This window comes from Auritidibacter sp. NML120636, from assembly GCF_003185945.1.
GTDB lineage: Bacteria > Actinomycetota > Actinomycetes > Actinomycetales > Micrococcaceae > Auritidibacter > Auritidibacter ignavus.
The window spans coordinates 1-12,813 of sequence record NZ_QHLO01000001.1; the positions used below are offsets into that span (position 1 = coordinate 1).

11 protein-coding genes, 1 tRNA gene and 2 pseudogenes are annotated in these 12,813 nt (G+C 58.7%); 6 read left to right on the forward strand and 8 right to left on the reverse strand.

Features of this window, described 5'->3' with window-relative positions; genetic code table 11:
* Positions 1 to 665 (reverse strand): annotated as a pseudogene (locus tag DCC25_RS00005) (integrase); the annotation flags it as partial.
* 282 nt (positions 666 to 947) lie between these two features.
* On the opposite strand from DCC25_RS00005, the gene DCC25_RS00010 reads away from it, so the two are divergent.
* Positions 948 to 2,579, forward strand: a complete 1,632-nt coding sequence (locus DCC25_RS00010) for an ABC-F family ATP-binding cassette domain-containing protein (RefSeq protein WP_110100170.1) — start codon at positions 948 to 950, stop codon at positions 2,577 to 2,579.
* A 91-nt stretch (positions 2,580 to 2,670) separates the two neighbouring features.
* On the opposite strand, the gene DCC25_RS00015 is transcribed toward DCC25_RS00010, so the two are convergent.
* Positions 2,671 to 2,744, reverse strand: a tRNA-Pro gene (locus tag DCC25_RS00015).
* Positions 2,745 to 2,754: 10 nt separating this feature from the next.
* On the reverse strand, positions 2,755 to 2,958 hold the full coding sequence (locus DCC25_RS00020) for a hypothetical protein (RefSeq protein ID WP_199445853.1): 204 nt from the start codon (positions 2,956 to 2,958) through the stop codon (positions 2,755 to 2,757).
* Between the two features lie 132 nt (positions 2,959 to 3,090).
* On the opposite strand from DCC25_RS00020, the gene DCC25_RS00025 reads away from it, so the two are divergent.
* Entirely contained in the window at positions 3,091 to 3,762 is a 672-nt protein-coding gene (locus tag DCC25_RS00025) for a type I restriction-modification system subunit M N-terminal domain-containing protein (RefSeq protein WP_199445854.1), read from the forward strand.
* Positions 3,763 to 4,985: 1,223 nt separating this feature from the next.
* On the opposite strand, the gene DCC25_RS00035 is transcribed toward DCC25_RS00025, so the two are convergent.
* From DCC25_RS00035 to DCC25_RS00050, 4 genes and pseudogenes are all read right to left on the reverse strand, one after another.
* Positions 4,986 to 5,453, reverse strand: coding sequence for an RNA polymerase sigma factor (locus tag DCC25_RS00035; RefSeq protein WP_255410727.1), 468 nt, complete (start codon positions 5,451 to 5,453; stop codon positions 4,986 to 4,988).
* Between the two features lie 82 nt (positions 5,454 to 5,535).
* Complete coding sequence (locus DCC25_RS00040) at positions 5,536 to 5,811, reverse strand: hypothetical protein (protein ID WP_110100173.1); 276 nt, start codon at positions 5,809 to 5,811, stop codon at positions 5,536 to 5,538.
* Positions 5,812 to 6,007: 196 nt separating this feature from the next.
* Positions 6,008 to 6,148 (reverse strand): annotated as a pseudogene (locus tag DCC25_RS11840) (FmdB family zinc ribbon protein); the annotation flags it as partial.
* 56 nt (positions 6,149 to 6,204) lie between these two features.
* On the reverse strand, positions 6,205 to 6,852 hold the full coding sequence (locus tag DCC25_RS00050) for a 5-formyltetrahydrofolate cyclo-ligase (protein ID WP_110100175.1): 648 nt from the start codon (positions 6,850 to 6,852) through the stop codon (positions 6,205 to 6,207).
* Positions 6,853 to 7,010: 158 nt separating this feature from the next.
* Here DCC25_RS00050 and DCC25_RS00055 point away from each other — a divergent pair, with 158 nt between their 5' ends.
* The 3 genes from DCC25_RS00055 to DCC25_RS00065 all read left to right on the forward strand — a co-directional run bounded on the left by DCC25_RS00055 (position 7,011) and on the right by DCC25_RS00065 (position 9,854).
* Positions 7,011 to 7,670: a GNAT family N-acetyltransferase gene (locus DCC25_RS00055; protein ID WP_110100176.1), complete on the forward strand. Its 660-nt coding sequence runs from the start codon at positions 7,011 to 7,013 to the stop codon at positions 7,668 to 7,670.
* A gap of 10 nt (positions 7,671 to 7,680) precedes the next feature.
* On the forward strand, positions 7,681 to 8,601 hold the full coding sequence (locus tag DCC25_RS00060) for a UbiA family prenyltransferase (RefSeq protein WP_110100177.1): 921 nt from the start codon (positions 7,681 to 7,683) through the stop codon (positions 8,599 to 8,601).
* Positions 8,602 to 8,666: 65 nt separating this feature from the next.
* Positions 8,667 to 9,854 carry a phosphotransferase gene (locus tag DCC25_RS00065; RefSeq protein ID WP_110100178.1) on the forward strand — a complete coding sequence of 396 codons (1,188 nt, stop codon included), beginning with the start codon at positions 8,667 to 8,669 and terminating at the stop codon, positions 9,852 to 9,854.
* A 28-nt stretch (positions 9,855 to 9,882) separates the two neighbouring features.
* Here DCC25_RS00065 and DCC25_RS00070 read toward each other — a convergent pair whose 3' ends face one another.
* Complete coding sequence (locus DCC25_RS00070; protein WP_110100179.1) at positions 9,883 to 11,694, reverse strand: tetratricopeptide repeat protein; 1,812 nt, start codon at positions 11,692 to 11,694, stop codon at positions 9,883 to 9,885.
* 74 nt (positions 11,695 to 11,768) lie between these two features.
* Here DCC25_RS00070 and DCC25_RS00075 point away from each other — a divergent pair, with 74 nt between their 5' ends.
* A complete protein-coding gene (locus DCC25_RS00075; RefSeq protein WP_110100180.1) occupies positions 11,769 to 12,806 on the forward strand; it encodes a hypothetical protein in 1,038 nt (345 codons plus the stop codon).
* Positions 12,807 to 12,813 lie beyond the last annotated feature (7 nt).

A 12,813-nucleotide genomic window follows, 5' to 3' on the forward strand; every position in this document is an offset into this window, starting at 1 on the left:
TTCGCAGCGTTATTGCGGATCGCGGTGGTGTAGACCCAGCCGATGCGCACATCGGTGAAATTGACACTGCGCACAAATTCGCCTTTGAGCGTGGGCCCGCAGTGGGCCACCGTGTCGACTTCAAACAGTCCGGGTTCGTCGTCGAGCTCGTCACCGGCTTTACGAATCGTGATCGAATTGCGCAACAGGCTATCGGGTTTGGTAGCGGCTTTGCCTCGGATCGGGTCCTTGGCCCGCACCGGTTGCAAATACCGGTCAATCGTGGCAGCACTCATCGCCAATAACTCTGCTCGTACTGTGGCGCTGTAGCGGTTGTGACCGGCCACCAGCCCACCGTAGGCCTCCAGGCCTTCGAGCCAATCAGCCATCGAGGCAGCCAAATATTTGCCCGATAACCCACCCGAGACCGACCACACCGACTGCAAGACTTTCACGGCGTCATAGGAGTATTTGCGGGCCTTGGTCTTGCGCCGATCGATGACCGCCACCGTCGCGGTGGCCCGACCCTTAGGCTGAGCTAATCGGCGCTTGAGCTGCTGACGGGCATGATCCCGGTGCCAGCCAGTCAGCTCCACCACCGTATCCAGAATCTGACCCTTGACCTTCTTGGAAGCCGCAGCATACCTGGCCGCATAGTGCTTGGTGACTTCAATCCGAGTCTGCATCGAAACATCCTTATGCGTCATACCCCATCGTCGCCCCACCCCAGCCCACCGGTAAAGACATTTCGCGGGGAAACTACCTGAGGCACGGCCCCTGCCTACGCGGGGACTTTCTATGAGTCTCGTCGATCTCTGGATTTAGCCTGTGCTCGGCATGTAGAATCTCGTCATACCCTGCCAGTTGGTGACGCCCGTTAATCGAGGAGTGTGCAGTTCCGGTGAACATGTGATCTCCACTCAGCCCTGCTGAGAAGTGACCCAAGCTTCTACCCCCCGGAGATCACTATGCCCGCAATTGCCCTCGATGATGTTTCTTTTTCCTATGGCTCCCGTCTCGTCCTCGACCGTGTGAGTCTGCACGTTTCTGCCGGTGAGCGAGCCTTCTTAATCGGCCCGAACGGGGTCGGTAAATCAACGCTGCTGAAAATTCTGACCGGTGATCTGATACCCGTTTCGGGAGGAGTTGTTTCTGGCGTTGTTCCTCAGCGTATTCCCGATCCGGAGTCTTTCGACGGCAGCGTTGCGCAGTTCCTCGACTCGGCACTGGCACCGTTCAGGGAGCTGTTGTTGCGTTTTGAGCAAGTCACTGAGGCCATCGCGTCTGGGCAGGATGGTCTTGCGGGCGAGTACGATCAGATCCTCGCTCGGTTGAACGCGCTGGATGTATGGTCATTGGATTCACGCGTGAACGAGACTCTTGCCGGGCTGGGTCTCGTCGAACTGACTGGGTCTGGTGCAAATCGGATGTTGGTCAGACTTTCGCCCGGCCAGCGTGCGCGGTTGGAGCTAGCTGTGCTGCTGATCATCCGGCCTGAGGTGCTGATCCTCGATGAACCGACCAACCACTTGGACGGCGAGGCCATCGAATTCCTGGCAACTGTCGTCAATAACTGGGACGGTCCAGTGCTCGCCGCCAGCCATGACCGGGCTTTCATCGAGAATTCCGCCACCGTTATCTACGACATGGATATCACCGTGTGGCAGGAATTAGCCAAAGTAGACGGTGAGGAGCTAGTGGGCGTTTACCGCAACGCGGGCAACTACACTGACTACCTAGCCGCCAAGGCGACCGCCCGAGAGAAGCACCTGCAGATCCACGCCGCGCAACAGGACGAAAAGCGCGAGTTGCACGAGCACCGGCACGAGAGCATGAAGATTGGCCGCGGTGGTGTCCGGGTCGAAACAGCGGTTGGCAAGCAGAAGAAGTTCTTCACGGACCGGGCGGCAGCGACAGCGGTAAAGAGAACGCGTGCAGATGATGTTCGCTTGGAGCGCCTTGTCCAGCGCGAGGTACGAAAACCCCGTCACTACGATTTGGAGTTCCCCTCCCTCGAAACTGACCCTCGATCTGGTCTGGCCGTTTCAGCCAGGGACGCGACGGTGGTAGGTCGGCTTGCGCCGGTCACGTTCGATCTCAGCAGAGGCGAACACCTCCTCGTGACGGGGACAAACGGGGCAGGGAAATCAACCCTGCTGAGCTGGGTTGCTTCCGGTAACCCGCCGACCAAGGTGACCAGCAAGGGCACCATTACCCGCGATGAACCCGTCGGTCAGGTGCTGCAGAGGCTTCCAGCTGAGTCAGACCCAGGCTTTGAATCGCAGACGTGGAGGAACGGGGTTGGCTCGGCTGGGAAAGGAATCTTGCATCCGTCTATGTGGCGCACCCCAATTCCCGACTTGTCGGCAGGGAATCAACGCCGCGCCCAACTCGCAATCGCATTGGCCCGTCGTCCAACCGTGCTAATAATCGACGAACCTACCAACTACCTCGATTTGGAGACGATGGACGCGCTTGAAGAAGCGCTGCGCAATTGGCAAGGAACCCTAATCATCGCCAGTCATGACCGTTGGCTGATTGAACACTGGCACGGACGCCATCTCCACCTCAAGCCTATGCGCCAGTCACCATCAATATGAGAATTGGGAACCGTCATTGAAGCTTTGGCAGAGCTGATGGCTGCTGCTAAGGAGATGGGGGAGCTGGACGAATAGCCCCCTAAAGATTTTGTCGGACTGACAGGATTTGAACCTGCGACCCCTACACCCCTAGTGTAGTGCGCTACCAAGCTGCGCCACAGTCCGCCGCCACCCTTTAAAAAGGGCAACGGCGATAAGGGCGCTGATGAAGCCCGCGCAGATGAGTGTCATGACCAGTACGTAGGCGCAGGCCGATGGAAAACAGCATGAGGGTCACGCCGATGACGGCGAGAAGATCGAGGGACTCGACATGTTTCACACCCGCGGCATTGAGTGCGAAGCCGGAGGCGACGAACCCAATGAAGGGCGGCAGTCGCACGGCCCAGGCGATGAGGCCGCAGGCGAAGAGTGAATCGAGGAGACGAGCAGGTCCCGGAGATGGGGGGTCTTTTCGAAAGATTCTTCTCAAAACGGGAAGCTTCTTTTCTCGTATGGAGCGAAGGGGTAGTGCGTGGGGGAGTTCGATGCTTTGTTCGAGCGTAACCGGGTGGTGTCTATCCGTGGTGTTGCAATAGAAGACGAGACGGAATGTGCGTGTCCCGAGAATGTTTTTGGACAGTACGTTTACCGTAGGGATTTTAGCCCCAGGGAAGCATGCTCGGAGGGGTACAGCGAGGAAATGATTGATTGGGAGGTCCAAAGCAAGTTCGGTTTGTCCTTCTTCAATACCTCCCGGCTGAACTTGACCACCATTGCCAAGCTCGACGATCACGTCTACGACGCGCTGATGGACTACGTTGGCGCGTTTTCTTCCTCCGTGCGCGACGTGTTGGATGCCTTCGATTTCGCAGTGAAGATGAAGACCCTTGACACTGCGCACCGCTTGTGGCCGGTTGTGAAGCACTTCGCCACCATCGACATGAGCATGCAGGATCTGCCCGACGTACAGATGGGCGACCTGTTCCAGCACGTCATGTACAAGGCCTTTGACACGAAGGGTAACGCTGCGGGTGCGTTTTATACCCCGCGTGATGCGATCCGGCTGATGGTGGATATTCTATTCGCTTCCGACGACGTTGGCCTGACCTCCGACGGCGCTTCTCGCACTGTCTATGATCAGACAAATAGTTCTAGACGCAGACTCGAGGAAACTACCCAAACTCGGTGTTCCTCAAGTTTCTAGACGGCGCAGGATACGCGGGGGCTTTGCGTGGCGACCTTGGACACATGTTGAACTTCGAATCCACTCAGGATTTCATACAGGTTAAGTCAATCCTGGTGCGCTTACGCAGAGCACTTCAGCAGATTTGTTTCCTTACCCCTCGCGAAATCGAGCATGCAGTGATGCTCTCACCAGAAGGGGATTTACAAAGAGTCCAGCAGTACCTGAAGAGCGAAGGCTATCCCCCCGACGAGGTCGCTCGAGCCATTCAATCTGCAGTTGCTAGGGGAATCATCCGCCGTGAAACAAATCGGCTCGTCATCTCGTCAGAAAGGTTGCCGATCGCACGTAGCCTCCGTCTCCTAGATCTTGTCGTTCTTTCGTCAGAACATCTCGAGGTTCCGCTAGGGGGCTCAGAAACGGTCTACATGGTCCCTGGATACGGAGCCGACTTCGGCTGCACCCATAGAAAGCTGACTCAGAAGATTCAACTAGCTGGTACAAGCGCCTTATGGCCTGACGACACAGCCGTGCAGCAAGACCTTGAGTGGCTAATGGTCGAGCAAGTGCTTAGTAAGCACCCAATCGATGACGACTAGGTGGGTACGCCTCCTCTGCGCTGCCCGAGACTTCAGTCGTGTGGCGGTGAGCTCGGAATGTATCCGCTCATTCAATGGGCTCTTGGGTGCCCAAGCTCACCAGAAGAGAATTGACCAAGCGGTAATGAATCCAGAGTGGCTAGTCCGTTGATCATCGTTTTTCATGGCGTCGGCTTCTTTCGTGTTACGTACGAACACCATCTGATTAGGCTAATAGCAACTCGTTGACGGCGATACCATTCGGCGACTTCTAGGCCTTTTGGCGCTCCAAGAGCAGTCGGAGGTTTTGTCAGTTAATACTGCTGCGGCCAGCTGCTGCCCCGCTATTGTTGCGCGCGAAATCCCGACTGGTTCACCCCTCTACGGGCACCAGCCGAAGTGGAGGCGTGCCGGACACTCAGCGGTTCAGCAGGTTAATCTCCAAACGACGACGCCGGTACGAATTCCCAGGTCATAGCCGGTAATGACGCTATCCGATGGCACCACTCTGCACTTGGGTCTTGTATCCATCGTGATAAGTTGTGCGATGGTTATGTTTGATGTCGGATACATCCCGGTTTCTGAATATGAGGGTGAAACGGCAGACGACAAGGCGCGAGAGCGAATGAGATTGTTCCTGGACCAGTATCCCGAGGTTTAGACCGACTACTTAACACCTTGTTCGCTGAGGATTTCACGGAGCTTCGTGCGAGCGCGGTTAATGCGGGATTTGACGGTTTGAATGCCGATTTTTTGGTGTGTCGCGATCTCTTCGTAGGTGAGACCACCATATTCGCGCAAAATCAGGGCTTCCCGAAAGTCTTCCCCTAGCTGGGCGAGGCCAGCTCGGACGACCATGACGGTACTGACTTTCTCGTCGGCAGTGGGGCTAGTATCGGCCTGCGTCATCCCGATCTCGTCGTCGAGGACATCGCGTCGTGCACGAATAATCTGTCGGGCTGCGTTGGCGGCGATCCGGTATGCCCACGTTGAGAACTTGGCGCGCGGTTCAAATTGGTGCAAATTTCTCCATGCTGACGTTAGTGCATTCTGCATGGCGTCTTCAGCATCGTGCTGATTGCCAGTGATCGAATAAACCACTGCCCACATTCGACGAGAAGCGCCCTCGACCAAGGTGGCGAAGGCGCTTTCGTCCCGTGTTGAGCACGATGGATGAGATCGAGTTGAGCAGGATCAACAGGCATGAAGCTACTTTCTACAGCTGGGGGTCTGAAACATCCTCCTCGGACCACAGATCAGCGCTGTTGGCCATGTCTGCGTCTAAGTCTTGTTCTGGCACGGCGTCGTCAGGGACCAACTCGTCTTCTGGTTCAGGGGTTTCTGGGTTGGTCGCAACAGACAGCATCTGCTCTAGCTGGGAACCAGACAGTTCAGGGATGGCTTCAGGATCTCGATAATCCGGCAGGACGTACTCGTCGGTCTCGTCAAATTCATCGGTCAGGTCTGGGATTGCGTGATTACGTGGTGACATCGCTGATGTCCTCCTGAGACTCGAGCGTCGCTACTGTGTCAATAGTGCAATAAATGCACTGTCGAATTTGTTCCCGTATGTCTTACTGTGATGAAGAGGTCGTGCTAGACGATGACGTGCTCGCCTCGCTCGACGAGGAAGTTGACGACGAGTCCGTTGAGCTCCGAGAATCGTTCCGGTAGAAGCCGGACCCTTTGAAACTAACCCCCACGGAGCCGAATTTCTTGCGTAAGACGCCACCGCACTTGGGGCAGGCTGTCAGGGAGTCCTCGGAAAAAGACTGGTGAATATCAAAAGCATGAGAGCAGTCTCGACAAACATATGAATACACCGGCATAGTAAGGCACTCCTGATCCTGGCCCGAATGAAAAAAATAACGAGAAGATAACGTCGCTAGTTTACCCGCAGATTTCGCGTCTCATTTTTCGTGTCGGACACGGTCCAATGGATTCCAGCGGTGGTGACCGCGCCGTTGACGGGTTGATCGTGGTCATCGGTTGGAATCGGCGAGAAATCCGGGTAATACTCGTGCGAGAACACGGGACTGAGGGTTACGACAGGCTGATCGAGAGTCTGTGCAAGGTGGGAAAGAACACGGTCATAAAAGCCGCCACCCTGCCCCATGCGGTGGCCGTGAGAGTCCACGGCGAGCGCTGGAACCTGGATCGCTTCCACCTCGGTGAGAATGTCGTGATCAAAACGCTTGCCAACGGGCTGGCTGAGTCCTTTCAATTCGGTTTCTTCCAGCTCGACATCGGGAGTCCACACAGCCCACCGCATCGTGTGATCGGCGTAGGGAACCGGGACAATTACCTGGATCCCGCGCTCATGAAGTCCGGTGACGAACTCGGTAGTATCCGGCTCAGTGCCGTAGCTGATAACCGACGCTACCCGGCTAAACGGTGTTAAACCGGCATCCCGCTGTGCGTCGTACCAGCCCAATAACTGTTCGCAGATCAGGTGTGACTGTCGCAGACGTTCAGCGTTGCCCAGTGCGACACGGCGTTGTCTCATCAAGGTTCGGAAAGCTTTTTTGTCCATTCTCCTCCTTCGCTGGCTACTCGACCGCACCTAGCTGTCGTCTCCATTGTCTCACCTTCTCCCAGCGTGAACGGGAGCGAGCGTGATCTGCGGACATACTCGTGAGACCACTGATAGCGAGCTATGTACTGGGGCATCAGGGAGGGGTGTGTTCTACCATGGGGAAGGTGCAGATCTTTGAAGGCGTCTCGGCGCAATGGCCGGTCGCGTTGCGGTGGCAGAACCTCGTGTTGCGTCCTCTCAAACGACGCGACGGCGCCGAGTGGGATAGCGTCAGAGCTGCGAACGCCCAATGGCTTCAGCCGTGGGATGCTACCCATCCACCGGTATGGGGCGAAGCTGACCGATTGCCGACCTTTGGCCACATGGTGCGGGCGATGAATCGTGACGCCCGCGCGGGGCATTCTTTTCCCTGGGTGCTCTGTGTTCAACAACCCGGTCAGCACCATGCCCGAGTGGCCGGCCAAGTGGTGGCCGCGCCGGTACAGTGGGGTTCGGTCCGGTCAACCGCGTTGGGGTATTGGGTCGATCACCGCCTCGCCGGGCGCAATATTGTGCCTACTGCGGTTGCGCTGGCGATCGATTATCTGTTTGATCGGGTGGGATTACACCGGGTGGAGATCAATATCGTTCCGCAGAACATTGCCTCACACCGGGTCGTCGAAAAACTTGGTATGCGGTATGAGGGGTTGCGAAAAAACTATCTGCACATCAATGGCATGTGGACCGATCACGATAGTTTTGCCATCAGCACTGAAGAGTGGCCGTTAGGTGGACTTGTGGCCCAGTTACAGGCGGATTTTCCGCTAAAGCAGTGACACACCACCGGTGAATCACACCGGTGTGATTCTGGGCGAGTACTCTCAAAGAGTGGACCATCGGATAACCCAGCTCGAGGAATCCCTGTCGCAGGCGTTGGGATACCTGCCCGAGCTGCAGATTGCAACCTCCGTGGTGGTGGTGCTTGCAGTTCTGGTGTGGATGATCATGATGGGTCGTCGCGAAGACGTCCGAGTCCGCCGGCCGAAGGTGACCGCCACCGCTCCAAGGAGAATCATGGCAGAACAGACATCAACCCCGACGTTCACGATCCGGTGGGGGAGAACAGCAATTTTTGCTGTGGCCGTCTTGGCGACCCTGGTCTTCATCGTGACTGCTGTTGCCGGACTATTTGGTGCCGCTATGTGGGCCTGGGCCTTGCTGTCGCTTGTGGTCTCCGTGGCGTCCTTGGCCAGTCTGCGCGCCCTGGCGATCCGCGATCAGTACCGTCGGGCCGATGCTCAGCGTCACAGCGAACGGCCTGCCACGACGGTGGAAGCCGGATCGTCAGCTGACACCGACACCGAGCACGACGCTGATCGCACACCTGAGAGCTCGGCCAAGGTTGAGCACAACCATCCGGTCTTTGATCGTCAAGCACAGGCCGGTGCCGTAGCAGAGCGCACTACTGACGAGCCGGGCCGGTCTGAGGAACAGGACCACACCCCGCTGGTTGAGCTCAGGATCAAAGAAGCCCCGGTGCCGAAAAAGTCAGTCGCCCGCCGGGGTATTCCACGGCCGATGTATCTGGACGCTGCCGAAATCGTTCGCGAACAACCCGAACCGTTGGCGACCGAGGTTACTCCGCAACCGTCGGCCGATACGCACCTGAAAGACGGCGTTTCCCCGCAGTATCAGGCCAAGGTTACTGCCAAGGCCCACCGCAAACTCGACCTCGACAAAGTCTTGGATCGGCGCCGGGCGATCTAGTCTGGCGGGGACATTTGCCGACCGTCGCGAACCGATACGGCTGGGATTTGGTAGCCTAATCCGCTATGAACAGCCATGACTTGATTGAGCTCTTGCGCGATTATTGTGCGCGTAAGGGGTTTCGTCTCGATCGAGCCGCGGTGATTGACACCCAACGACGCGGGCCCGAGCTGACCTGGCTAATCGAAGGTTTTGTGGTGGACGGTGGCCGGGAGAGTCGCCGGTACTGGGGTATCACCACCGAGATCTTGCCGGTGGGTGTGGCAGAGATGATCACCGCAGACGATGGCACCGAATTGGAGCTCTGGGAGCATCCGGCTGACCCGTTGTTGCCCGGATTGAAACTGGCCAGTACTCCCAGTACCGTCCAGCAACGTTTCGAACACCTGGGAAAATTGCGGAGTCTGCGCATGGTGGCCTACCGTCCGTTGCGGCGCGCGGTGCTACGGGCGGATTTCCACCTCGGTCGAGGACTGGACCATAGCTTCTTTCTGAAGGTGTTGCCGGAAGGAGAAGCTGACCAGATCTACCAGAAGCATCTGGTGTGCGCAGACGCCGGCGTGCCAGTGGTGCTTCCCGTGGCTGAGCCGTCCCGCGACATCCTGGTCCTGGACGCCGGGTGCGGAATCTCGCTGACCGAACTGGTCAATTCGGGTCGTGGCGAGGCCTTCAGCCTGTGCGAACTGCGCGCGGTGTTGGAACAACTTCCCGACCAGCTAGTGGATCTGCCCCATCGTGCTTCCTGGGCCGAGCGGGTCAGTGAATTCGCGGTCGGGGCACAGCATCAGTTCCTCGGTCAGGCTGGCCGGATCGAACAGCTCAGCACCGAAATTCATCGCCGTCTGGATGCCACCGATCCCGGCCCCCAGGTTGCTGTCCACGGTGACCTCTATGAAGCGCACCTGCTGCTGGACCCCACCACCGGTGCGATCCGATCGATTCTCGACGTGGATGCGGCCGGACCGGGTCACCACATTGACGATTTGGCCTGCTTGATCGGTCACTTGGCGGTCTCTGAGACGAGCGTGACACTACACCAGCGCTGGCGCCTGGTCGAGACGTACTTCGACCAGCTCACACACCCAAACCTTATGGCCCGAACGGCTCCGTTTCGGGATCCGGTCGACGCCTCTGGGTTGGGTGGGCGAGCCGCCGCGGTAGTACTGAGCCTGTTGTCCACACTGTCCGAGCACGACGTCCAGGCGGCCGAGCAGCGCTTGGAGTTGGCCGAGCGACTCCTTGAGCACTCGTGAGATCAGCTACTCGATCAAGTTGCTCACGCTAGCACGTACTCTCATCACGACGATTCAGCGCCTGGGCTTCCAATTCTTCGACCCGCCGTCGGCTCTGTTGGGCGGCCATATTGTCTCCCGTGCGTTCCTGAGCTTCTGCCAAGCCCATCAGTGCAGCAATGCGGGCACCGGTATCCAGCGTCTCGGTCTCGAGCAACTGAGACAATAGGGTGGCCGCTTCGACCTCGCGATCCTGTTCCAGCAAGACGTGGCCGGCAAAAAGTTCCGCGCGGGCCGCGCCGTCGGGATCGTCGGCCGTGGTGAACAGATCGGCAGCGTTCAGCGCGGTGGCTACCGCGTTGACGCCGTTGTGCAACGACCAATACCCGCGGGCCTGAGTGTCCATGTAGTCAGCCTGATACCAGGTGGCCCCGGTATGCTGGGCAATCTCAATGGCCTCGTTGAGATGCAAAATGCCCTCATGATCGCCCTGGTCACACATTAAATGACCCAGCGCGTTCAGAGCCTGCGCCAAGACCATATTGGGTGTAGGCAGTTGACGGGCTACTGTCACGGCGTGCTGGACGGCGGTGCGCGCACGCCGGGGCTCGTCTTCGGTCGAATGCAGTGCGCCCAGGGCCAAATAAACGTGCACCGCCTCCTGGCGGGCCCCAGTCGATAGCATCAGCTCAATGGCCTGGTGCCAATGCTCGATGGCCTCCTGGGTCCGGTGTTGACGGCGCAGTGCTTGCCCTAAATCCACCAGCACCTGAGCCTGAGAGGCACGGTCGCCGGAGATCTCGGCTCGCCGGACCAGACCGGTGAGTACCTCTTCGGCGTCCTTATACTCCTCCGCCTCTAACAACTGATGCCCCAAGGCAAAGAGCAATCCGCCGGACTCGGGGATTTCGCCTTGCTCGGCTTCGGCCGCGGCAATCTTCCAGGCGGTGACTGCCACGGAGGTCTCGCCCAGCTGGGAGGCCATGGCAGCGCACAGCCCCGCTGCCGAGGCAGCGCCAGATCGGGCTCCGATCCGCACGTAGGTCTCGAGGGCTTGCACGGCGTACTCGGCGGCTAAGGCAGAGTCTTCCCGGTGGTGGGCCACTGCGGCCTGTACCATCCACATCGCAGCCCGAATCGCGCGGTGGCAACCGGTCGAGAGTAGCTCGCCGGCGGTAGCGGCAGCGGCGCTGAACTGTTCGGTCATCAAATAAACGTGGGCGGCAAACATGTGTGCAGTATCGGTCGCGGACCGGGAAACCACCAATCCCTCGTCGCGTCGCCATCGGATGACGTCCAGAGCCTCGGTAATCAACTCCAGGGCTTCCTCGGTGGCGTGTTCGCAGACCCGAATCGTTGCCAGGGCAATCAAGGCATCGGAGAGGACTGTGTCGTAACGGTGGCGTTGGAGCGCCTCCCGTTCGGTATCGACGACACCCTGCAGGACCGTGGCCGAGAACGAATCCGGTTCAGCAAACAACATGGTCCCCAGTTGCTCTTCCAGATCCGCTTGATGGTACTGGCCTACCGAACGCAATACCTCGGCACGTGCTGTCACATCTTGTTCGGCCCGCTGGGTCTCACCCAGCGAATGTAGCACGGAGGCCCGAGTGCGATAGGCAGCCAACCGTACCTCCGGTCGATCAGACCCCGGGGCGTGCTCGAGCTGAGTCAAGGCCTCTAAGCACTGTTCCACTCGCTGGGCGTAGGCGGCTTCTTGAGCTAGGTCCAACCAGCCACTGGCGGTATCGGCATGGTGGCGCACCAGATGGTGGACACGGCCGTGCAAGATATCGTCGAGTTTTCTGATCATCGAGAACGGAAGCTTCCGTCCCGAATCAGACGACGTCGTTTCTGCCATACTCCCAGTGTAGTAACTGTGGTGAGGTGTTGTGATTCAGCACGTGGTCGGGCGAAACCTTTAGACTGGTGGGCATGCCCCGTAGCCTCCGCGCGCTGTCGATCACTCTGGTAGCGGTGATGGGCCTGAGCGCCTGTGGCGATCAGAAAGCCGTCGATCCTGATCCTTCGGTCGCTACCGTCCGCGTGCTTGCCGGCCCGGACCCCCTGGATGAAGCCATGGCCGTGGCCACCGTGGAGTTTCTGAGCACCCGCGGTATTGCCGCTGAGCGCCATGGGTTGGAATCCAGTTCCGGGCAACAACTCTCGGAGGCGCTGGAAGCCGAGAACACCCTGGTCGTGGCCAACTCGGTGCAGCTGGTCGCCGCTGACGACCCCGAACAGGCCATGAAGGACACGTCCGGAGACGAATCGGTCGACTCGGCGGATCAGATCGTCAATTCCACATCCGCCGATATTCTGTCGACCTCAGAGGCCACCCTGCGTATCCAGCCGGTGGTTACCCGCGCCACGGCTGCTTACCACGAACTGGAATCAGCCGACGATCTGCACAACTCGGTTGACATCGACTCCGCTGTCTCGCCGGCTACCTCCTCGCAGAGCGCTGAGGAGTCTTCCTTGCGGTGTGAGCACCTACAGATGGGAACCGGTGCGCTGACCGATGAGCTGGTGGAGGTTGTGGCAGCCGAGCTGGAGCCCTGTGATCAGGGGTGGTCGGAACCACCACAGTCCTTTGCGGGATACCAGCAGGAGCTGGCCCGGTTACAGTCTGAACCAGATGCCCTGACGTGGCTGTACGCGCCCGATCCAGCCATCGCTGACCTGTCTTTTCGGGTGCTGGAAAGCCACGACTACCCGGAAGGTCGGATGTTGGTGATCGGTGACCCGGAGTCGATTCAAGCATCGGTGGAAGAACCACTCCATGAGCTCTACCAGGCGGTGAGCGGGGAAGAACTTGCCAACCTGAGCCGGATGGTGTACCAGGCCCGGCGGCCCGCTGAGGGATTGGACCTCGACGAGGCCTCAGCGGCGCGGTCGTGGTTGTCGTCAGCGGGTTTGCTGGAGGCCTCCGACATTTTGGACGAACCGTCCGCAGCACCCAGTACTCTCTAATCAACAC